Here is a 21,611-nt window from a genome sequence, read left to right on the forward strand (position 1 = left end):
TTAGCACCATATTTATGATGATTTTTTTTGCAAAAAAAACTTTTATTTCGACAGAAATTGTTGTATATTATTATATAGCGTATATAAATAACAAAAAGTATATCACATTTACTATTTTTAATAAAAGGAGAGTATAATAATGGCTAATTGCATAGTTGCACAATCTGGAGGACCAACTTCTGTTATAAATTCAAGTGTCGTTGGTATATTAAAAGGAAATAAAGACTTAGGAGCTTATGATAAAGTTTATGCTGGTTTAAATGGAATTGAAGGAATTTTAAATGGAAATATAATTGATTTATCAAATTTTTCAGATGATGAAATAGAGGAATTTAGATATACACCATCCTCTGGCCTTGGTTCTTGCAGATATAAAATGAAAAATATTGAAGAATCTACTGAAGAGTATGATAAGCTTATAGATATATTAAAAGCAAATAATATTAAAGCCTTCTTTTATGTTGGAGGCAATGATTCAATGGACACTATCGCTAAGCTTGGCAAATATGCAAAATTAAAGAATATAGATATTAACTTTATAGGTATTCCAAAGACTATTGATAATGATTTAATGTATACTGATCATACTCCTGGTTTTGCTAGTGCTGCGAAATTTATAGCTACTACAACCTTGGAAACATATCTAGATGCATCAGTTTACATAAATAATGGAATATTTATATTAGAAACTATGGGAAGAGATACAGGCTGGTTAGCTGCCGCTGCTTGTATGGCAAGAATTAATAATAAACCTGCTGCAGATTTTATTTATTTACCTGAAGTAGTTTTTGATGTAGAAACTTTTCTTATAGATGTAAGAAAAAAATTCCAAGAGCAAAACAAAGTATTTATAGTTGTTTCAGAAGGAATAAAAAATAAAGAAGGTAAATTCTTATCAGAAATTCCTCAATTTGGCGATGATAAATTTGGTCATGCCCAATTAGGTGGTATTGGAAATTACCTTAAGAACCTAATAGTGAATTCTGGTATAACAACTAGAGTTAAAGCTTTAGAGCTTGGTATTCTTCAAAGATGTGCAATGCATTGTGCATCAAAAACAGATTTAGATGAAGCCTTTAATGCTGGATATTCAGGCATAAAATATTCACTTGAAAATAAAAGTGGTTATATGGTAGCAATTAAAAGAGAAAGTAATTCTCCATATAAGACGTCTCACTTTTTAATTGAAGCAGATAAAGTTGCAAATAAGGTAAAATATTTCCCTGTAGAATTAGTTAATGAAAAAGGAAATCATATAAAAGAAGAAGCTTTAGAATACTTCTTACCTTTAATTGAAGGCTCTCCTTCTATTAAATTTAAAGACAATTTACCAAAATATAAAGTAATAAGATAAAAAAGTTGCTATGTTGCAGCTTTTTTATTTTTATATTTAAAATTTAATTTTCATTCTAAATTAAATAAAAATATATTAGCTTATATAATAATTATTGTTGTTTGATTGGTATAATTCCTTATAGTATAATAAAATTCAGATTATGAATTTTACATATGTTTATATAAATAAACTAGGAGGAAAAAATGATAGTTTTAAGTTGTAAATCCATATCTAAAAGTTATGGAATAAAAGAAATCTTAAAAGATGTTACTTTCTCAATCAATGAAGGAGACAAAGTTGGAATTATTGGAGGAAATGGGGAAGGTAAATCTACTTTATTTAAAATTATTTCAAAGGAATTATCTTATGATTCAGGAGAAATCTTTATTGACAAGAATAAAACTATCGGTTATTTAAGTCAAAATATAGATTTAGATTTAGAAAATACTATTTATGAAGAAATGAATTTAGTATTTAAAGAATTTATTGATATTGAAAATAAATTAAAAGAATTAGAAATAGAAATGAATCAACCTTATGATGAAGTTAACGCATCCTATTATGATAAATTAATAAAAAAATATACAACATTACAAGATCTATATACAAATAAAGGCGGCTACAGCTATAAAGGTGAAATATCAAGGGTTTTAAAAGGGCTTGGATTTTTAGAAGAAGATTTTAACAAAGTAATAGGAACTCTTAGCGGAGGTCAAAAAACAAGAGCTTCTCTATGTAAGCTTCTTCTTAGAAATCCAGATATAATTCTATTAGATGAGCCTACTAACCATTTAGATTTAGATGCAATAGAATGGCTTGAAGAATACTTAACAACTTATAAAGGTACGGTTTTAGTTATTTCCCACGATAGATTCTTTTTAGATAAAGTAACAAACAAAACCTTTGAAGTAATCAATGGACATGTTAATTGTTATAATGTAGCTTATACAAAATTTATTGATCAAAGACGAAAAAATTATGAAGCCCAACTTAAAGCTTATAATTTGCAACAAGCAGAAATAAAAAGACAAGAAGCTATTATAGAAAGATTTAGAAGCTTTAACAGAGAAAAAAGCATAAGAGCTGCAGAAAGCAGAGAAAAAGCCTTAGAAAAAATAGAAAGAATAGAAGCTCCTGATAAAGAAAAAGACCCGTCTAAAATAAAGTTTGAAACTGCTGTAAAAAGCGGTTATGATGTGCTCCATGTAGAAAACTTATCTAAAAGCTACGGAAACAAGACTCTTTTTTCTAACCTAAATATGGATATAAAAAGAGGAGAAAAAGTAGCCTTAATCGGTGAAAACGGGAGAGGAAAAACTACATTATTTAAAATAATTCTTGATAAAATTAAGGCTGATAATGGTAAAGTTATTTTAGGAACTAATGTAAATCCAGGTTACTATGATCAAGAGCAATCTGACCTTAATTTAAATAAAACAATAATAGATGAAGTATGGGATGAATTTCCTAGCCTTACTGTTACTAAAATAAGAAGTATACTTGCTTCCTTTTTATTTACTGGTGAGGATGTCTTTAAGGTCATAAATACTCTAAGTGGTGGAGAAAAATGCAGGATAAATTTACTAAAATTAATGTTATCAAAAGCTAATTTCCTATTATTAGACGAACCTACAAACCATCTAGACATCATCTCTAGAGAAGCTCTAGAAGATGCTTTATTAAGCTATGATGGTACAGTATTAGTAATATCTCATGATAGATACTTCCTAAATAAAGTAATTAATAAAATCCTTGAATTAAATGAAGATGGAATAAAGGAATATCTAGGAAACTATTCCTACTATCAAGAAAAAAAGATAAATCCTCATAGATTTGAAATTATCGAAGAAATTGCTAACGGAAAAACAAAAACTCAAATAAAAGAAGAACGTAAAAAGAAAAAAGAAAAAGAAAAAGAAGAAAAAGCTTTAAAAATAAAATTAAAAAAATTAGAAGATGATATCGCTAAATATGAAGACATGCTATTATCATTACAAGAAAAGCTATGCTTAGAAGAAGTTTATTCAAACCCAGTAGAAAGCGAAAAAGTAAATAAAGAAATTAAAAATATTGAGGAAACAATAGAAGACCTTTACGCAGATTGGGAAAGCTTAATCAATTGACAATTTCAATTAATTTTCAAATAAACTGAAAATCCAAAATAAAAAGGGCTATCATATTAACACGACAGCCCCTTTTTTCATAATTCAGTAAAGCTGAATTATTTATTTAATTTTCCATTGCAAACTGTCAATTGTCAACTGCTATTCTAAACTCCAGTAGATCCAAATCCCTTATCTCCTCTTAAAGCTTCAGAAAGTTCCTCAACTTCTTCTACATCAACTTTCCAAACAGGTTTTACTACCATTTGAGCAATTTTCATTCCCTTTTCAACTTTAAAAACTTCTTTTCCATGATTAATAAGTATTATTCCTATTTCTCCTCTATAACCTTCATCTATAGTTCCTGGAGTATTTAATACTGTAATCCCATTTTTTAAAGCTAATCCACTTCTCGGCCTAATTTGAGCTTCAGTTTGAAATGGAAGTTCTATTTTTATTCCTGTTCTTATTAAAGCACTTTCTGTAGGATTAATAACTTTTTCTTCTATAGAATATAAATCTAATCCTGCATCATTATAATGAGCATAATTAGGCAGTATTGCATCTTCATGTATTCTTTTTACTTTTAATTTAAATTCGTTCATTTTTATTCCTCCTCTATTGTATATTTTATATTTTACCATATTTTTTATTTCAAAAAAAATATATCGTACAAAATCCCATAATTAATAAAAATTCACAAATTATATTAATTTTAAATTAATATAATTTGTGAAATATAAAGCTTTATGTGTAATAATTATTATTTTTTAACTGTCTTTAATCTATTAATAACAATAATTTTAGTAGACTTATTTTCATCATCAACAGTAAACTCATTCCAAGTATGATAAATTGGTTTTTCAAAATATTTTCTATCAACTATTGATATTACCCTATAACATCCATTATCCAAATTATCAAATACTACTTTCCCATCATCATCAGTTAATTTAGATTGCTTAAGCTTCGGTGAAATTCCTTGTAATAAGTATAAATTAACTTTTGCACCCTTTAAATTTGCTCCATTATAATTGCCTAATTTTACAATAACTTCAATGGTACCAGCAGCTTCATTATCTTTATTATCAATATCAAAATCATTATTTAATATATCTTCATCTTCTATAAAGCTTTCTTTTGCAGATAAATTATCATCAATTTTAATTTTCATATATACCTCCAATCACAATATAGTTACATAATATGAACAAGCTTGTGATTTGGTGATAAAATTTAATAATTTTATAATAACATCTTTTCTGCATCAGCAAATTCAAGAGGCTTGCTAAAATAATATCCTTGTAATAAATCACAGTTTATACTTTTTAAATAATCATATTGCTCTTTTGTTTCTACTCCTTCCGCAACCACTATTAAATTTAAATAATGGGAAAGTTCTATAATAGTATCAATTATATATTCGCTTTTCTCTTCAATAACAATTCCATCTATAAAACTCTTATCTATTTTTAAAGAATCAATAGGCAATATTCTTAAATAACTTAAAGAAGAATAACCAGTTCCAAAGTCATCTAAAGCTAAAGATACTCCTAATTTTCTTAACTGCTTTAGTTTTTCTATATTTTTCTCTGGATACTTCATAATAACACTTTCAGTAATTTCAAATTCTATATAACTAGCATCTAAATCATACTTCTTTAAGCTAGCTTCTATAAAAGGAAGTATTTTTTCACTCCTAATTTGCACATCAGATAAATTAATAGCAATCTTAAATTTTTTGTTTGTTTTTAAAGAAAGTTCCTTACATTTTTTAATACATTCCTCTATTATATAATTACCTATCGGTATTATTAAACCTGAAGATTCTGAAATAGGAATGAACTCCTTAGGTGAAACCATTCCCAAAGCCTGACACTCCCATCTTGCAAGAGCCTCAAAACCTATTACTTCTTCTGTCTCTGTATCTATTTTAGGTTGAAATAGCACTTTTATTTCATTATTATCTAAAGCAACCCTTAACCTCTTTTCTATTTCAAACTCCCTATTTAATATTTCTAACATATTCATATCAAATATTTCATATCTATTCTTACCATTTATTTTTGCTAGATACATAGCCATATCAGCCCTCTTTAATAATGTGTTAATATCTTTTCCGTCAGAAGGATAGATACTAACACCAATACTTAAGGTACAAAAAACCTCTATATCATTAATAGAGATAGGTTTGCTTAATTCCTTAATTATATTATCTAGCATACTTTTAATATCATCTATTTCTAACACCTTGTATTTTACTAATAAAAACTCATCACCGCCATATCTAGAAAAAAGAGAGTTTTCTATTTCCATTCCTTTTATTATATTTGTAAATTCAACCAATAATAAATCCCCAACATCATGTCCATAAGTGTCATTAATATATTTAAAATTATCTAAATCAATAAAAATAACAGCAAAACTTTCATTAGGATTTTCTTCTATAAAATTCCCAACTTCTTTAAAAAAATATCTTCTATTAGTAATTCCTGTAACCTCATCATTATAACTTAAAAAATTATTTTCAAGTTCTTTTTCCTTTCTAATTGTAATATCAGAAAGGGCTCCAAATATAAATACATCTCCATTTTTCTCCAATGTCTTTTTTCCTTTGCTTTCAAGCCACCTTATTTCATTATTCTTATTTAAAATTCTAAATTCTATTGAATAAAATTCATCTGTTTTAGAACTCATTATTTTCATCATTTGCTTATCATACTCAGAAAGATCATCTTTGTATATATAACTTCTCCACTTTGTATAAGATATTACAATATCTTTATCTCCTTCAAAATCAATATATTCTCTAATTCTTTTATTTAATGATATAACATTTTGTCTAACATTCCACCAAAAAGCAATATCTTTAGACCCTTCAACTGCCAATCTATTTTTATTTTCAATAGCTTTATTGATATTTTCTTGCTGCTTTTTTTCAGTAATATCCTTTATCATTCCTGAAATTATAAAAACACCGTCTCTAAAATTACTTCTTATTTGAATTTCTACTGTTATTCTTTGTCCTAAATCATTAATCATATTGCTTTCTAAAGAAAAATTATCTATAATTTTATCTTTTATCATCTCATCAAAAAATAGTTTTAACTCATTTCTATCTTCTTCTGCTATATAAGAAAATAAATCTAATAACTTAATATTTTCCTTGTCTATCGATAGCAAATTTTTTATTTTAGGAGATATATAAAATTCTTCTGTTTCACTATTCCATTCCCATAGAACAGCCTCTAAAAAATCTATAGCCATGTCATATTTGCTTTTATTAGCTTCTGATACTTTATACAAATTTCTATACTTTTTATTTAAATATATTAATGAAATAATTAATATTATATTCATAAATATCATCAAATTGAAAATTATGTAATCATTTATTAAATTCTCTTTTAAAAGAAATATAAAAAAGCATATACCTATAACTACAAAAGCTAAACTTTTGTTTCTTTTCCCCAATTTTATCACCTATGCCTTCTCTACTTATTACTTTTTATTATCATTCTATCATATTTTTCCTAAAATTAACATATTTTTTAGTTTTTATATTTCTACATTACTTCCATTTATTATATACTTTATTGTTAATTATAATTGGTATACTAATTATATAATAAATTAAAATAGTGTAAAATTCATTTCATTATTACACTAACTAGGAGGGAAATTTATGAAAAATAATATTTTTACTAAGATTATAAGTTCCTCTTTAATAATTCTGCTGTTTTTACTACTTTTTCCTATAAAGACCTTTGCAACTTCTAATGATAAAGTTATTTATTTAACCTTTGATGATGGTCCTGGAGGAAAGGTTACCGAAGAAATATTAGATATTCTAAAAAAAGAAGATGTTAAAGCGACCTTTTTTATTATATCATCTCAAGTGAAAGGTCAAGAAGATATTATTCTTAGAATAAAAAATGAAGGTCATAGTATAGGACTTCATAGTCACACTCATGATAGAAAGAATTTATATTCAAGCAATGAAGCTTTTTTAGAAGAAATGTTAAAATGTCAGGAAATCCTCTATGAAGTCACTGGAGAAAAGTACTATATAATTCGTTTTCCTTTTGGCTGCAATAATAAATCTTATAAATTAGATCAATCTTTAGTTGATTTACTTCATAGAAATAATTTTAAAATATATGACTGGACAGGAGATTGTGGAGACGGAGCCAATTGTAAATTACCTATAGATATAATAATAAGAAACTCTACAAAACTTGCAAACTCAGATGGAAATATTGTAATGCTTATGCATTGTTCTGCAATAAATAAAAATACAGTTTCTGCTCTTCCTTCTATAATTAAATATTATAAAGATAATGGATATAGCTTTAAAGTAATCAATGAAAATACTGAAGAAATATATAAGTTTATAAAAAAATAAATAAAGGACAAAAAGTCCTTTATTTATTTTTTTATTAAATTTTTAACTTATTTATAGCTAATGATCTTACAATGATTTTATAAAGAATAGTTCCTATTATTAAATTTAATATTGCAGCTGGTAATACAACAGCAATAATTAATTGAATAAATTCTCCTGGTAAACCTACTAAAAAGAAAGCAGATGTTAAGAAAGTAAATCCACTAATGGCTGTTCCAAAAGGTAAAGCAATGCAAATCTTTATATTCTCCTTTACTTTATCTCTTGTTGCCAAAAAGAAAAAGAAAATAATATTCCCTGTAATAATTTTATCAATTATATTAGGTACTTGTCCTCCTGGAAACTTTGTTGTTAATGCTGTAAATATTCCAATTATTATACTAGATATTAATGTTGTTTTATAATCTTTATTTAAATATATTATTATAATTAGCAGCATTATTGCAAAATCCGGCTGCATTGGAAACCCAAGAGCAGGAGTTATTTGGTGTAATAAAGCCCCTAAAGCTAATAGTATAGCATTAATTGTCATTTTTCTAATATTATTATTTGTATTCATATTTATACCCCCAATTTTCATATATTTTTTATTGCTTATTGTTTTGCTTAATGTATCTATACTTCATGCCATAAGAATCCCCCCCTTTTCAGCTAATAACTAAAACAAATCTTAGTATAAATATTTTTATATAATAAAAAACGCCCTATACAAAAATGTATAGGACGAATATAACCGCGTTGCCACCTATATTCCTTTAAAAAGGCTCTCTATTCAGGTACTATCATACCCTATTCCTTGTATCGTAGGACTTACGGATCAGCTACTTTAATAAATTTCGCTTCACTCCTCAAAGGCCCATTCACTATTTGCTACGGTACTGAAATCTCACCACCTTCAGCTCTCTTTAACCTTGCACAATAGCTACTATTCCTTCTCAACGGATTATTCTAATGTATTTTTATTAATATTCTATGATCCTTCTTGCAAATTGTCAATACTTTTAATAAATTTTTCCTTATTCGGTGTTATTATCATAATTATAAATAAAAAGGTTAATAATAATCCTTTTACAATACTAGAACCACTAATACTCCACCAAACTCCGTCAATTCCCAAACTAGTATATTTAGTTAATAATATTGCTGCCGGTATTCTTAATCCAGTAAATACTCCCCCTACCCAAGATGGAGTAATTGTATTTCCAAAACCTGAAAAAGCACCTGTGGTAGTTATTTCTAAACACATAAATAATTGAGAGTATCCTAAAATTCTCAAATAATCTGCACCTTTTAACATAGCTTCTTTTTCAGGTATAAACAAGGTAAAAACTATATCTCCAAAGAATATAAACAATACAGTAGCAAAAATTCCAATCATAGATGATATTAAAATTGTTGCCCTATATCCTTTTAATATTCTATCCCATTTACCTGCTCCATAATTTTGCCCTATGTATACTGTTAGTGCTGCTGAAAATCCTTCAGCAGTCATCCATGAAATTGCTTCTATTTGGGAACCTACCTTTTGAACAGCAATTGCTACTGCTCCATACTGGGCGATTATCCTTCCTATTATCATTGCAAAAAAGGTAAATAAGCAATTTTGAGAAGCTGTTGGAATTCCATACTTACATACTTTATATATATACTTTTTATCAATATATTTTCTATTTTTTAAGCTTAAACTATAGCCATTTCTTATAAAGGATATACCAAATAGCAATGTAGCTATCGCCTGAGCTAAGACTGTTGCAATTGCCGCTCCTGCTACCCCAAGCTCAGGAAATATTCCTAAGCCAAAAATAAGAATTGGATCAAAAACTATATTAAATACTAATCCTACTGAATTTATTAAAAAAGGTATTTTGCTATTACCCGACGCATTAAAAATCCCAGTAAACAATGGATTTAAAAAGGTAAAAATCAGTCCTAAAGCCACAATTATTAAATACTCTTGAGAAAGTTTTATAATATTTGCATCTCCTAATTTAAAAAATCCTATTAACTGCTTATTGAATGTAATTACAATAAGAGTATAAATAATAGCCATTATTATATTCACTAGAAAACTATTATATATAAATTTATTTTTACCTTTATAATCTTCTTTTCCAATAGATTGAGACACTCCTATTTCTGCCCCCACTTTAGTTATATATACTAATGAATTTCCAAACCAAGTGAAAAATCCAGCTGTTCCTACAGCTGCAACAGCATGACTCCCAAGTCTTCCTACCCACATCATGTCTACCATATTATAAGCCATTTGTATAAAAGAAGTTCCTAATATAGGCAATGAAAGCTTAAGTAATGTACTTAAAATATTTCCTGTTACTAAATTATTAGTTTTTTTCATATGTGCCTCCTTAAATTTAATCACTCTACATTATATATTAACTTTATTTTTTTTGACAAGGAGTTTTACTATAATAAGATAATTTCACAAAAAAAAGGCATTAAATGCCTTTTTTACTTAACATATTTATTATATTATCAAATTCTTGTGGCTTGCTATAATAATAACCTTGTACTTTATCACAATTAATACTTTTTAAATATTCTACCTGTTCTTCCTCTTCAACACCTTCAGCCACAACAGTAATATTTAATTTATGTGACAATTCAATAATATTTTCTATAATATATTTACTTTTGTTATTCTTTTTCATATCAATTAAAAAACTTCTATCTATTTTTAAAACATCAATTGGAAGTTTTGTTAAATGATTTAAAGAAGAATAGCCAGTTCCAAAATCATCTAATGCTATTGAAGCACCTAACCTTTTTAATTCCATTAAACACTCTATATTATTATCAACTGATTTCATTAACATACTTTCAGTTATTTCAAGTTCAATATATTTTGGAGGTACATTATATTCTTTAACTAATGAATTAAAATAGCTAACTAATCCCCCATCTCTTAACTGAATTTCTGATAAATTGACAGCGATCTTAAAATTATCATAGCCTTCATCAAGTAAATACCTTATCTTTGAAAACACTTCTCTTAAAACAAATTTACCAATAGGTATAATGAGTCTTGTACTCTCTGAAATTGGAATAAATTCCCCCGGGCTTATAAAACCAATTTCTCTACTGTTCCACCTAAGCAATGCTTCAAAACCATCAACTTCATTATTATGTAATTTAATTTTAGGCTGAAAAACAACATACATTTCATTTTTTTCTAAAGCATTTCTTAAGCCTTTATGTATTAAATATATTCTATTTATTTCTTCTGATATTTTATCATTGAACATCTGCTTTTGATTTTTTCCATTGGTTTTAGCTTTATATAAAGCTGAATCAGCACTTTTCAAAAGGGATTCGAAACTTTGACCATCATCTGGAAAAAGCGAAACTCCAATACTTGTAGTTGTATAAATATTCTTGTCACTTATAATATAAGAATTTTCAAAAAGACTCATTATCTTTCTTGTAAAATCATTAATTTCTTCTATTGAATTAATATATGGCAGAAATACTATAAATTCATCAACGCTGAATCTACAAGCATATTTTTCATCTCTAACTAACTTTTTTAATTTATTAGAAAATTCTATTAAATACAAATCACCAGCTTCATGTCCACAGGAGTCATTTATAAATTTGAAATTATCTAAATTTATCATTATAAAAGCTCCTCTTTTTTTTAAGCGAATATGATTTCTAATTTCTTCATTTATTATTCTTTTAAAATTCTTTTTATTATTAAGACCAGTAAGTTCATCATAGGATACTAATCTTTCTAATTCAACTTCTAATTTTTTCTCTCTAGTTATATCATTTAAACAGCCAATAAATCCTACTATTTGACCCTTTTCATCTTTTATATTTTCACCTTTTATCTTTATCCATAAATCCTTTGATTTATAATTTCTAATTTTTACTTCTAAATTTATAGAAGCATTACTTAAAGCATCTATTAACTTTTCAAAATCATCATTGTAAAATAGTTTTTTAAATTCATCAAAAGTCAAAATACATAACTCTTCATTACTATTTATTATATTTTTATTGTCCCCATAAAGCATTACAAAAGCTTTTTCTATATTTATATATATATATACTCCATTGACTAATTTTATTAAAGCATCATTTGAATTTAATAAAAACTCTTTAAAATTATTTATAAGCACTTTATTATTTAAATAATAATTCTTCAGGGAAACAACATCCTTGTTTGAAAAAAAATCCTTCTTCATATTATCCCTTTTCCTCTAATTTTATATTTTTATGCTTCCTGGCTTTCTTTTTCCTTTGATTTTTTCTTTTCATCATTCAATAAAGTTACAGCTAAACTAACTCCTGCTGCAATTATCATAAAGATTTTAGCACTCTTTTTTATTTTCATGTAAATCCTCCCCTTATTTAAATTGATTTTGCTCCGCTATATATTCATATCCGAAACTTTCTAACTTCTTCTTTAACTCTTCCTCTTTTATATCTAAATCTTCACATAAAACTGATAAATTTGAATAGAAATCTCTCAATTTCATGTTAATCATGCTCACTAATATATTTGGATCCATAGCTAAAATTGTTTCTCTGTCCATAATATATCTCCTTTACTTTGTATGAATATAATAGATTTATTGTATTTTTATTAATTTCTTTAGTAGTATTATACACTATTTTTAATCTATTACATCACATTTCTGAAAAAAAGTTTTAAGAGTTAAAAATATTTTACTAAGGTGTTTTTTCTTTATATAAATTTCAATTCCTAATAATGTATTTTTTTACAAATTACATTTTAATTTTAATAATTATTACATTAAAGAAAAATAATCCTATTATTATTTTATTAAGTTATTCTAAATATTTCAATAGAAATATAAAAAATGAGCTATTATAAATAGCTCATTTTGTTAAAAATCTATATTAATCCTCATCATAAACATCTAAATATTTAGTTTTTATGCCATTTTTCTCCCAACCTAAAATAGAATCCATATTAACATTTTCTGCGGCTTTAAAAATAGATTTTTCAACACCATCAAATTTTTTCTTTAATTCCTTTATTAAATCTTTTATTTCATATCTTTTATTTCCTATTTTTTCCGCCGCAACCATACATGCACAATTTAAAGGCCATATTCCTGCATAGTTTGTAAATCTCTTTATATCGTCTTCTTCAATATAATATAAAGGTCTGATAAGTTCCATTCCCTCAAAATTCTGTGCTTTTAACTTAGGAAGCATAGTTTTAAAGTTTCCAGCATATAAAACATTTAATAAGGTTGTTTCTATTACATCATTATAATGATGACCTAAAGCCAATTTGTTGCAACCTAATTCCTTTGCTTTATTATATAATGAACCTCTTCTCATTCTTGCACAAAGATAACACGGATAATCTCTTGCCATCTTATCTACAACTTCAAAGATTTTCCCTTCATATATATGTACTGGTATCCCTAAATGATTGCAGTTTTCTATAAGCAACTCTTTTATTTGAGGATGATAACCAGGATCCATTGCAATAAACTCTAACTCAAAATTCATCTGTCCATGCTTTTTTAGTTCTTGAAAGCATTTTGCCATTAATAGTGAGTCTTTTCCTCCTGAAATTGCAACAGCAATTTTATCTCCTTCCTCAACAAGTTTATAATCTTTAACTGCTTTTACAAATCGAGTCCATATTTTTTTTCTATATCTTTTAACTATACTACGTTCTATTTCTTCTAATGATTTCTTTTCTTCAGTAGGTATCAGTCTTTCACAACCTTTACCAGCTATGCTACTCATTTTATCACCTCATTTTCTTATCCTTGTAAATTATATCATCTTTTATTCGTATTGTCAGATAATAATTCATTTGTTCCGTTTATTACTTGTGGAAATATAAAAAAATTATTTGGATCGTATTTTTCTTTTATTTCTTTTAATCTTTTGAAGTTAGCTCCAAAATACTCTTCCTCGTAATTCTTCAATTCATGTAATGGAAAATTCACAAAAGCACCCTCAGTTAATTCAGTAATTATATTATATCTAGCTAAAAACCAATCTTTGTTATTATTTTTATATTTATTATCTTCCCATACTGTTTGAAAGCCTAAAATAAATTTTGCATCTCTATAATAAAAAGCAGTTTGAGCTTTTGATATTTCCTTTACTTTACCTCCAAGACCATATAAAGTTATTGCAGTATAATAAGAACCTTTTGCTCTTTCTTTAATAATATCTAATAGACTTCTTATATTTTTTGCATCTAATTCCTTATATAAAAATCTTCCCCCAGATTTATAGCTTTCATATTCTGGATGACTATCTTGTATCCATCTATTACATTCAAGGATTGTCATATAATCAAAATCTGCTTCTATTTTCTCGCTTACTTCAGTTATGGACTTTAATATTTTTCTTGCCTCACTATCCTCTCCATAAAATAAACCTATTAATTTTATACCAATACCATCTTCCTTTGAATTATAAAGGGATGTTTTTAAATTCATTTTATAATCTAAATTTCTATATAAATTTTGAAGATTTTCTAAGATTTTAACAGCATCTTCTTCATTTATATTTTTATAATTTATTCTAATTAATGTACCCATATCAACTTTTTCTGGAAGTTTTAAGGTTAGAGAAACTACTACTCCATAGTTTCCTCCACCAGCTCCTCTACAAGCCCAAAATAAATCTCTATTAATATTTTCATTTAATATTAGCTTATTTCCTTTATAATCTATCATTTCTATTTCTAATAAGCTGTCACAGGCAAGGCCTAAATATCTGCTTGAATATCCCCAACCGCCACCTAAAATTAAACCTGCAACTCCAACAGTTGGGCAGCCTCCTCCTGGAAAAGGATATCCTTTAGCTCCCAAAGCTTCATAGGCTTCTCTATTTCTAACTCCCCCACCTAGTTTAACTATTCCCTTATCTTCATCTATACTTATTTCTTTTAAATTACTTACATCTATAACTACTAAATTTTCACCAGTTGAATAACCTTCATAGCTATGTCTGCCTGATCTAATTCTAAATTCAAGATAATTTTTTTTAACAAATTTAATAGCATTTATTACATCTATTTCATTATAACAATTAATTATTATTAATGGATTAACATCTATAGCTCTATTCCAACTTAGTTTTGCCTCATCATATTTTTTATTACTTCTTGTTATAACTTCCCCTGATATTTCATCAAAGTTTATATTCATAATTCGTCACCTTCTGTTATTTATTCATCTAATAGATAATATCATAATAAAATTAAAATTAAAATATAACAATTTTTTTAAATGATATTTAAATTTTATCACATTTTTATCTTTTTCTACATAAAGTGATAATGTAAAAACGAAGGGAAAGGAAATTTAAATGCTAAGGGGCAAAGATCAAAAAAAGGAATACAAAGACGATTTTAAAGATATTAAAGAAGAATTAGAAGACCTAATGGATGAATTTAAAGATAAGAAAAACTACAAAGATGATAAAATGGGAAGCTGTAAATCTTACAAAGGTAGTTGCAGTCAAGGAAAAAAATCTAGCTGTTTAGAAGATTGTTTAGAAAATCCTGCTAAATATTCATGTAACGTTTTTTGTAAAGATACTGATGAAAACTGCTATGAATCATATAAACTTTTCAATCCTCCTATTTATGCTAAAGCTCACATTCAACCTCAACCATACAAAAACTTTTTTAATTTAGATGATGCAATAATTTCAGGAACAATATTTAAAGATTTATATGATCCTTATTGCAATTCTGGATATGTAGGAGGTAGAAGAAGCTATGATGAATAAACATGAGCATATGTTAGAAATTCAAAAAGTGCAATTTGCATTAGTTGATTTAAATTTATATTTAGATACTCATCCTGAATCAGAGGGTGCCACTAAAGATTTCGCAGCTCTTTCTTCTGAATTAAAACGCTTAATATGGGACTATGAAAAGAAATATGGCCCTCTAACAAATTTCGGAAGCGCATATTTCCAAAATCCAGAAGCTTGGGTAAATAGTCCATGGCCATGGGAAAATGAGAAAGGAGGAAAGAGATAATGTGGTATTACGTTAAAACATTACAACACCCGGTTAACTTAAAATCAACAGACCTTAGAATGGCAAAACTATTAATTACACAATATGGTGGACCAGATGGGGAACTTTCTGCGGCTCTAAGATATTTAAATCAAAGATATTCAATGCCTACTAATAAATCAAAAGCTCTTTTAACTGATATAGGAACAGAAGAAATGGCTCATGTTGAAATAATTGCAACTATGGTTCATCAAATAATGGAAAATGCATCTATAGATGAAATAAAAAAAGCAGGATTAGATGGCCATTATGCTGACCATGGCAAAGCTCTTTTCTATGTTGATGCTACTGGAAATCCTTGGACAGCTACTTATATTCAAGCCAAAGGAGATATAATTGCAGATTTACACGAAGATATGAATGCAGAACAAAAAGCCAGAGTAACTTATGAGTGGTTAATGAATTTAACAGATGATGCTCAAATAAAAGAAATACTTGGCTTCTTAAGAGAAAGAGAGATTGTTCATTATCAGAGATTCGGAGAAGCTTTAATGGATGTTCAAGATAATACTAAAGCAAAAGATTTCTATAAATTATAAGAGCTCTCTGAAAAATAAACCTAAGCTAAAATATAGCTTAGGTTTATTTTTCAGCTTTTCATATTTAAAACTCTATTAATTCTTTCAGCAAATACTGGTCCTAATTTAATTAATTGCTCATTATTAATTACCACACACTCTCTTAATATTTCCTCAATATTCTTTAAAGGCAGTCCAATCTTCTTTCCATAATTTTTTCTCATTACATTAAAATTTAATCCTATAAAATCAATTGTTTCTACTATATCCTCTAAACTATACTGCAATTTATAAATTTTATCTGCTAATTTTACAAAAAACTCTTCATTAAAGATTTTTATATTCTTTAAAAAATAACTTTTATTGCTAATCTGCCATGTTGAATAATCTTTTAGATAAATATAGCCTTTGAATAATTCTTTTGGTATTGTCATTAACTCAATAAATTCATCCTGAGATATATTCAAAATGCTATATCTAATATCTGCCATAAATTTTTGAAACGTTTTCAAATTCCAGTTACCTGTATTAAAATCATCTCTTAAAATTATTAGTTTTCTTTTTAAATAGAAATCCATATAAACACCTAATTTCTATATTTTTAGGCTAGTCCCCTAATATAATATATTCCAATTTAGGTGTATTTGTACTTATAGAAGTCCATTACCTCCCATTTATGATTAACTTAATATGATTATTATTTAATATCTATAAGAATATCTTTGATATTTTTTAAGACGGTAAGTAAATTATTTAAATCCTCTAAAGCTTTATCAGCAAGGGTTTCTTCAATTTCCTTTATTATTAACAAGACATTTTCAAGATGTTCCTTATAAAACTCATCTTCTTCTTCAATAATATTATTCTCAAAATACTCTTCCATATAGACTTCTTTATCAAAATTTATAAAGTTTTTTATGTTATCCCTTTTACATAGAATTTCTACTATTGTGGTAATTTCTCTTTCCAAGGTATCTAAAAATTCTGTTTTTAAAAATAATTCTCTATTAGTGTCATATAATTCAATTATATTAAATATTTCCTTCAAGTCTTCTTTGTTAATACCTTCTAAATCCTTTGTTTCAATAGTTTCTTTATTCATATTTGTTAAAATTTTATCCACTTTTTCTTTTATACATAAAGCTATTTCAAAAATCGTTTTTTTATCTTTTTTATCCTCTGATATCCCTTGCATATTCTTTACTTTTTCATTCTCATATAATTCTTCTTTGACACCCTTTAACATATTCCCTCTCCTTTAATAGAATTTTTATTAAAGTAAACTTTGTTAAATTTTTAATTACTTGAAGTATGGATTCCTATAAAAAGTAATTTATTATATTTGTCCCTTTTATATAATTATAACCATAATATGGTTGAAAATCAAAAAAATATATTAAGCTTAATATTTAATTTTTTATAAAAAATCTTACTAAAACTAAAATTATTTTAAAATTTCTAAGTAATATAGAGTTAATAGTAAATTTTCAGAATATTTGTATTCAGAAGGTCAAAATTTAAGGAATTCTAGACTTGAAATTATTATCACATAAGACTATAGTAATATATATAATAGTTGATTAAACTAAATACTATCGCGGGGTGGAGCAGTCGGCAGCTCGTCGGGCTCATAACCCGAAGGTCGTAGGTTCAAGTCCTACCCCCGCAACCAAAAAAGAATTACATTTAATGTAATTCTTTTTTTATAAATTCTTATTTACTAAAAACTTTTTAATTTCAATAATGCTATATCCTTAAGTTCTTAAAAGTTTAATTTCTTCAATTCTTGTACAGGCTTTTTCTCTTGGAAATCTCCTTGTAAGTTTTTCTCCTCCTTGTATAAAAGGAAGCATTCCCTCCTCAGTATAAAATTTAAGGGTACTATAACGTGAACCTGTTAATCTTACTAATTCAACAATTGATACATAATCCGCTTCTTTAATTTTATCCATTGACCATTGTCTAGACATTTATTAAACAATTTCCTTATTTTAAATATCTCTTTAGACGAGCACCATGAATTACTATGCCACTTTCATTAATTGCGTGGGGATAAGCTTCATACAAAATATTATCAATTTTTATAAAAGGAACTTTTCCTTTTATAATAACAGTATATAAATGTCCATTTTCTTCTAATCTCTTTTTTACAGCTTATAGCCTTTGTTCTTGATTTGCAAACTACTCTTCTGTATCAACAAAAATAGATTGGGAACGTTCAATTTCAGAAAATAAAAAATTAATACCTGAAACCAAAGGAGTTTTCACTAAGTTTTTTTCATCTTTAAAAATTCCTTTATACCAATTCCAATCCCCTTCTACAATATCCTTTTTATTAAGAATTGTCCTTAAAGCAACTTCCTGATATAAAGTTATATTAGGGTTATCCAAAATACTATTTTCTAAAACTAACTTACCCTCTGTTTCTTTAAGGTAACCATCAAGGTAACTTTCAATAATTGCAGCAACAGCAATACATCTAACTGAAAATTTTTAACAACTGTCATGTTAATACTGTCTTGAGCATTTAATACAATTATTGAATATGCTTGTGATAATTTTAATTCTTTCATAATCATTTCTATCTAACCGCTTTTACCATATTTATAAACAATATTTTGATATATAAGCACTTACTACTTACAGTATGCAATGTATATCCTTATATGTTGATATATTACATAAATTTTCTTAAAAATAATATGGGACTGCCTTTTAGCAATCCCATTAATATAAGTGTAATTTATTTAATTCCTTGATTATATCTTAGTTTTCCTGCATTTAGTACTTACTGTTAGATTTCTTAGAATAAATTTTCTTTGTGAAAAATCAGCTATTTATACTACCTTAGTAGTCCAATCTTCACAGTTCCATATTTCTGTAACAACATCTCTATAGAACTCTGGTTCATGGGATACTAATAGTATCGTTCCTTTATATTCCTTTAAAGCTCTCTTTAATTCTTCCTTTGCATCTATGTCTAAATGGTTTGTAGGTTCGTCTAATATTAAAATATTTGTTTCTTTATTAATTATCTTACATAATCTAACCTTTGCTGCTTCTCCTCCAGATAATACCATAATCTTTGATTCTAATTGTTTTGTAGTTAAACCACATTTTGCTAAAGCTGCTCTTATTTCATATTGAGTTTTCCCAGGAAATTCATTCCACACTTCTTCAATACAGGTATTTGTATTTCCTGATCTATCTTCTTGCTCAAAGTAACCAATATATTGATAATCCCCAAGTTGTACTTCTCCAGATAAAGGTTTAACTATTCCTAGTAAACTTTTAAGTAATGTGGATTTACCTAAACCATTAGCTCCAACCAAAGCAATCTTTTGTCCTCTTTCCATATAAAGGTTTAATGGCTTTGTAAGAGGACTATCATATCCAATTACTAAATCCTTAGTTTCAAATATCATCTTTCCAGAAGTTCTTGCCATTTTAAAATTAAACTCTGGCTTTGGTTTTTCCTTTGTAAGCTCTATTATCTCCATTTTATCCAGCTTCTTTTGTCTTGATTTAGCCATATTAGCTGTTGCCACATTAGCCTTATTTCTCGCAACAAAGTCTTCAAGTCTTGCAATTTCCTTTTGCTGCTTTTCATAAGCAGCTTCTAATCTCTTCTTATTTTCTTCATAAAGTCTCTTGAATTCATAGTAATCACCAACATATCTTGTTAGCTTCCTATCTTCAACATGATATATTAAATTAACTACAGAATTTAAAAATGGAATATCGTGAGAAATTAATATAAAGGCATTCTCATAATTTTGTAAATACCTTTTAAGCCATTCTATATGTTCTTCATCAAGATAGTTTGTAGGCTCGTCTAGCAATAATATATCTGGATTTTGAAGAAGTAATTTTCCAAGTAGTATTTTTGTTCTTTGGCCCCCTGATAAATCATCCACATCTCTATCTAATCCTAAATCTAAAAGACCAAGTCCCTTTGCAACTTCTTCTACTTTTGCATCTATTATGTAAAATCCATTATTATCTAATAAATCTTGGATAACTGCTGTTCTTTCAAGCATTTTTTCTAATTTTTCTGGATCTACTTCTCCCATTTGCTCATATAATGTATTCATCTCTTTTTCTAAATCAAATAAATATCTAAAGGCATCTCTTAATGCATCTCTAATGCTTTTACCTTTTTCTAAAACTGAATGTTGATCCATATATCCAACTCTAACATTATTAGCCCAAATTACTTTACCTTCATCAGGCATAAGTTTTCCTGTTACGATATTCATAAAAGTAGATTTACCTTCGCCATTTGCCCCAATAAGCCCAACATGCTCACCTTTTAATAGTCTAAAGGATACATCTTCAAATATTGCTCTATCACCAAAACCATGGTTTATATTTTTTACTGTTAAAACGCTCATTTTATCCTCCTAGTTAATTATCTATTAAAAATAATTTATAAATTTAATTTCAGATTAACATACTTATTTATTATAAACTATAACCCCATAGAATTCCTACTATTTTTTATGTACATAATTATTTAATACATTGATTTTCGCTAAAATAAAAATTGACAGTTTCCAACTCACAATACACATAATTGTCCATTGCTAATTGTAAACTGTCAATTTTTTAATAAATATATTCTCTTATATTTTCACAAATAGATATTTCAAGTTGATTTTCATCATTAAGTTTTTTATAGGAGCATAAAAACTCATTTAGTTCAATATCATTTAAATCTATGTTTTTTTCACTTTTTAAAATAACATTTGTTCCCTCAGTTATTATTTCTAATTTATTTTTATCATTATTAATATAATAACTATTTACTGTTTTTACTTTTAACCTATCCTTGTACTTTTCTTGAAATCCTAATGTTTTTTTAGCCTTTTCTATATCTCCTCCGCCAGGAATTATATTTTCTATTCCTAAAGCTTTAAGTTGATTTTCTAAGTCCGAAGGATCAAAACCATACCTTTCCATAAGCTTAGTTTGCATCTTCATAAACTTATCCTGAGATATATTGTTTTTTTCCATATACTCCATGACCTTCCTTGAAAATTCAGCCATATTTAATTTACCATCGCTCATCTCATAGTATAAAGAAAACATATAAGCTTCAAATTTATCTACATCTTTTTCATTTACTCTATTTTTTATTTCATTAAAATCTATAATCCTATCATCCATAATAATCAACTCCTATATTTAGTAG

General features: G+C 26.7%; 21 protein-coding genes, 1 tRNA gene and 1 other annotated feature. Of the genes, 7 read left to right on the forward strand and 15 right to left on the reverse strand.

The window, feature by feature from the left end:
* Positions 1-139 precede the first annotated feature (139 nt).
* On the forward strand, positions 140-1,354 hold the full coding sequence (locus BEN51_RS06640) for a 6-phosphofructokinase (protein ID WP_119865298.1): 1,215 nt from the start codon (positions 140-142) through the stop codon (positions 1,352-1,354).
* 185 nt (positions 1,355-1,539) lie between these two features.
* Positions 1,540-3,459, forward strand: coding sequence for an ABC-F family ATP-binding cassette domain-containing protein (locus tag BEN51_RS06645; protein WP_119865299.1), 1,920 nt, complete (start codon positions 1,540-1,542; stop codon positions 3,457-3,459).
* 146 nt (positions 3,460-3,605) lie between these two features.
* Here BEN51_RS06645 and dut read toward each other — a convergent pair whose 3' ends face one another.
* From dut to BEN51_RS06660, 3 genes are all read right to left on the reverse strand, one after another.
* The gene (dut, locus tag BEN51_RS06650) at positions 3,606-4,043 is read right to left on the reverse strand and encodes a dUTP diphosphatase (protein ID WP_119865300.1); all 438 of its coding nucleotides are present in this window, start codon (positions 4,041-4,043) and stop codon (positions 3,606-3,608) included.
* Positions 4,044-4,201: 158 nt separating this feature from the next.
* The gene (locus tag BEN51_RS06655; RefSeq protein WP_119865301.1) at positions 4,202-4,612 is read right to left on the reverse strand and encodes a SpaA isopeptide-forming pilin-related protein; all 411 of its coding nucleotides are present in this window, start codon (positions 4,610-4,612) and stop codon (positions 4,202-4,204) included.
* Between the two features lie 71 nt (positions 4,613-4,683).
* Positions 4,684-6,921 carry a sensor domain-containing protein gene (locus tag BEN51_RS06660; RefSeq protein WP_418219554.1) on the reverse strand — a complete coding sequence of 746 codons (2,238 nt, stop codon included), beginning with the start codon at positions 6,919-6,921 and terminating at the stop codon, positions 4,684-4,686.
* A gap of 202 nt (positions 6,922-7,123) precedes the next feature.
* Here BEN51_RS06660 and BEN51_RS06665 point away from each other — a divergent pair, with 202 nt between their 5' ends.
* The gene (locus BEN51_RS06665) at positions 7,124-7,843 is read left to right on the forward strand and encodes a polysaccharide deacetylase family protein (RefSeq protein WP_119865302.1); all 720 of its coding nucleotides are present in this window, start codon (positions 7,124-7,126) and stop codon (positions 7,841-7,843) included.
* A gap of 34 nt (positions 7,844-7,877) precedes the next feature.
* Here the strand turns inward: BEN51_RS06665 and BEN51_RS06670 are convergent, their stop codons facing one another.
* From BEN51_RS06670 to BEN51_RS06695, 6 genes are all read right to left on the reverse strand, one after another.
* The gene (locus tag BEN51_RS06670) at positions 7,878-8,402 is read right to left on the reverse strand and encodes a tryptophan transporter (protein WP_119865303.1); all 525 of its coding nucleotides are present in this window, start codon (positions 8,400-8,402) and stop codon (positions 7,878-7,880) included.
* A 157-nt stretch (positions 8,403-8,559) separates the two neighbouring features.
* Positions 8,560-8,791: a binding site (T-box leader), on the reverse strand.
* Positions 8,792-8,813: 22 nt separating this feature from the next.
* The gene (locus BEN51_RS06675; protein ID WP_119865304.1) at positions 8,814-10,199 is read right to left on the reverse strand and encodes an MATE family efflux transporter; all 1,386 of its coding nucleotides are present in this window, start codon (positions 10,197-10,199) and stop codon (positions 8,814-8,816) included.
* Between the two features lie 100 nt (positions 10,200-10,299).
* A complete protein-coding gene (locus tag BEN51_RS06680) occupies positions 10,300-12,051 on the reverse strand; it encodes a sensor domain-containing protein (RefSeq protein ID WP_119865305.1) in 1,752 nt (583 codons plus the stop codon).
* Positions 12,052-12,213: 162 nt separating this feature from the next.
* A complete protein-coding gene (locus tag BEN51_RS06685) occupies positions 12,214-12,402 on the reverse strand; it encodes a DUF4250 domain-containing protein (protein ID WP_119865306.1) in 189 nt (62 codons plus the stop codon).
* Positions 12,403-12,730: 328 nt separating this feature from the next.
* Positions 12,731-13,597 carry a tRNA 2-thiocytidine biosynthesis TtcA family protein gene (locus BEN51_RS06690; RefSeq protein WP_119865307.1) on the reverse strand — a complete coding sequence of 289 codons (867 nt, stop codon included), beginning with the start codon at positions 13,595-13,597 and terminating at the stop codon, positions 12,731-12,733.
* 35 nt (positions 13,598-13,632) lie between these two features.
* Positions 13,633-15,021 carry an FAD-binding oxidoreductase gene (locus BEN51_RS06695; RefSeq protein ID WP_119865308.1) on the reverse strand — a complete coding sequence of 463 codons (1,389 nt, stop codon included), beginning with the start codon at positions 15,019-15,021 and terminating at the stop codon, positions 13,633-13,635.
* Positions 15,022-15,178: 157 nt separating this feature from the next.
* On the opposite strand from BEN51_RS06695, the gene BEN51_RS06700 reads away from it, so the two are divergent.
* From BEN51_RS06700 to BEN51_RS06710, 3 genes are read left to right on the forward strand one after another with little or no spacing between them, the layout of a single operon-like run.
* Positions 15,179-15,604: a spore coat associated protein CotJA gene (locus tag BEN51_RS06700; RefSeq protein ID WP_236906270.1), complete on the forward strand. Its 426-nt coding sequence runs from the start codon at positions 15,179-15,181 to the stop codon at positions 15,602-15,604.
* Positions 15,597-15,860, forward strand: a complete 264-nt coding sequence (locus BEN51_RS06705) for a spore coat protein CotJB (protein WP_119866588.1) — start codon at positions 15,597-15,599, stop codon at positions 15,858-15,860. Before BEN51_RS06700 ends, BEN51_RS06705 begins: the two co-directional genes overlap by 8 nt.
* Positions 15,860-16,438 (forward strand): manganese catalase family protein, encoded by a 579-nt coding sequence (locus BEN51_RS06710; RefSeq protein WP_119865309.1) that lies wholly within the window; start codon positions 15,860-15,862, stop codon positions 16,436-16,438. Before BEN51_RS06705 ends, BEN51_RS06710 begins: the two co-directional genes overlap by 1 nt.
* 50 nt (positions 16,439-16,488) lie before the next feature.
* Here the strand turns inward: BEN51_RS06710 and BEN51_RS06715 are convergent, their stop codons facing one another.
* On the reverse strand, positions 16,489-16,995 hold the full coding sequence (locus BEN51_RS06715) for a hypothetical protein (RefSeq protein ID WP_119865310.1): 507 nt from the start codon (positions 16,993-16,995) through the stop codon (positions 16,489-16,491).
* A gap of 119 nt (positions 16,996-17,114) precedes the next feature.
* The gene (locus tag BEN51_RS06720) at positions 17,115-17,663 is read right to left on the reverse strand and encodes a hypothetical protein (RefSeq protein ID WP_119865311.1); all 549 of its coding nucleotides are present in this window, start codon (positions 17,661-17,663) and stop codon (positions 17,115-17,117) included.
* 350 nt (positions 17,664-18,013) lie between these two features.
* Here BEN51_RS06720 and BEN51_RS06725 point away from each other — a divergent pair.
* Positions 18,014-18,089, forward strand: a tRNA-Met gene (locus tag BEN51_RS06725).
* An 82-nt stretch (positions 18,090-18,171) separates the two neighbouring features.
* Here the strand turns inward: BEN51_RS06725 and BEN51_RS06730 are convergent.
* The 4 genes from BEN51_RS06730 to BEN51_RS06745 form a co-directional block, all read right to left on the reverse strand.
* Complete coding sequence (locus BEN51_RS06730; protein ID WP_119865312.1) at positions 18,172-18,387, reverse strand: MerR family transcriptional regulator; 216 nt, start codon at positions 18,385-18,387, stop codon at positions 18,172-18,174.
* A gap of 211 nt (positions 18,388-18,598) precedes the next feature.
* On the reverse strand, positions 18,599-18,808 hold the full coding sequence (locus tag BEN51_RS14020; protein WP_236906271.1) for a hypothetical protein: 210 nt from the start codon (positions 18,806-18,808) through the stop codon (positions 18,599-18,601).
* A gap of 446 nt (positions 18,809-19,254) precedes the next feature.
* Positions 19,255-20,811, reverse strand: a complete 1,557-nt coding sequence (locus tag BEN51_RS06740) for an ABC-F family ATP-binding cassette domain-containing protein (RefSeq protein WP_119865313.1) — start codon at positions 20,809-20,811, stop codon at positions 19,255-19,257.
* A gap of 214 nt (positions 20,812-21,025) precedes the next feature.
* Positions 21,026-21,586, reverse strand: a complete 561-nt coding sequence (locus BEN51_RS06745) for a DUF3867 domain-containing protein (RefSeq protein WP_119865314.1) — start codon at positions 21,584-21,586, stop codon at positions 21,026-21,028.
* Positions 21,587-21,611: the final 25 nt, after the last annotated feature.

The organism is Clostridium isatidis (assembly GCF_002285495.1).
GTDB classification, from domain to species: domain Bacteria; phylum Bacillota; class Clostridia; order Clostridiales; family Clostridiaceae; genus Clostridium; species Clostridium isatidis.

Bases quoted from the DNA above. Each gene is read 5' to 3' on its own strand.
- BEN51_RS06640 (WP_119865298.1), top strand. From the start codon at position 140: ATGGCTAATTGCATAGTTGCACAATCTGGAGGACCAACTTCTGTTATA.
- BEN51_RS06645 (WP_119865299.1), top strand. From the start codon at position 1,540: ATGATAGTTTTAAGTTGTAAATCCATATCTAAAAGTTATGGAATAAAA.
- dut (WP_119865300.1), bottom strand. From the start codon at position 4,043: ATGAACGAATTTAAATTAAAAGTAAAAAGAATACATGAAGATGCAATA.
- BEN51_RS06655 (WP_119865301.1), bottom strand. From the start codon at position 4,612: ATGAAAATTAAAATTGATGATAATTTATCTGCAAAAGAAAGCTTTATA.
- BEN51_RS06665 (WP_119865302.1), top strand. From the start codon at position 7,124: ATGAAAAATAATATTTTTACTAAGATTATAAGTTCCTCTTTAATAATT.
- BEN51_RS06670 (WP_119865303.1), bottom strand. From the start codon at position 8,402: ATGAATACAAATAATAATATTAGAAAAATGACAATTAATGCTATACTA.
- BEN51_RS06675 (WP_119865304.1), bottom strand. From the start codon at position 10,199: ATGAAAAAAACTAATAATTTAGTAACAGGAAATATTTTAAGTACATTA.
- BEN51_RS06680 (WP_119865305.1), bottom strand. From the start codon at position 12,051: ATGAAGAAGGATTTTTTTTCAAACAAGGATGTTGTTTCCCTGAAGAAT.
- BEN51_RS06685 (WP_119865306.1), bottom strand. From the start codon at position 12,402: ATGGACAGAGAAACAATTTTAGCTATGGATCCAAATATATTAGTGAGC.
- BEN51_RS06690 (WP_119865307.1), bottom strand. From the start codon at position 13,597: ATGAGTAGCATAGCTGGTAAAGGTTGTGAAAGACTGATACCTACTGAA.
- BEN51_RS06700 (WP_236906270.1), top strand. From the start codon at position 15,179: ATGCTAAGGGGCAAAGATCAAAAAAAGGAATACAAAGACGATTTTAAA.
- BEN51_RS06705 (WP_119866588.1), top strand. From the start codon at position 15,597: ATGAATAAACATGAGCATATGTTAGAAATTCAAAAAGTGCAATTTGCA.
- BEN51_RS06710 (WP_119865309.1), top strand. From the start codon at position 15,860: ATGTGGTATTACGTTAAAACATTACAACACCCGGTTAACTTAAAATCA.
- BEN51_RS06715 (WP_119865310.1), bottom strand. From the start codon at position 16,995: ATGGATTTCTATTTAAAAAGAAAACTAATAATTTTAAGAGATGATTTT.
- BEN51_RS06720 (WP_119865311.1), bottom strand. From the start codon at position 17,663: ATGTTAAAGGGTGTCAAAGAAGAATTATATGAGAATGAAAAAGTAAAG.
- BEN51_RS06730 (WP_119865312.1), bottom strand. From the start codon at position 18,387: ATGTCTAGACAATGGTCAATGGATAAAATTAAAGAAGCGGATTATGTA.
- BEN51_RS06740 (WP_119865313.1), bottom strand. From the start codon at position 20,811: ATGAGCGTTTTAACAGTAAAAAATATAAACCATGGTTTTGGTGATAGA.
- BEN51_RS06745 (WP_119865314.1), bottom strand. From the start codon at position 21,586: ATGGATGATAGGATTATAGATTTTAATGAAATAAAAAATAGAGTAAAT.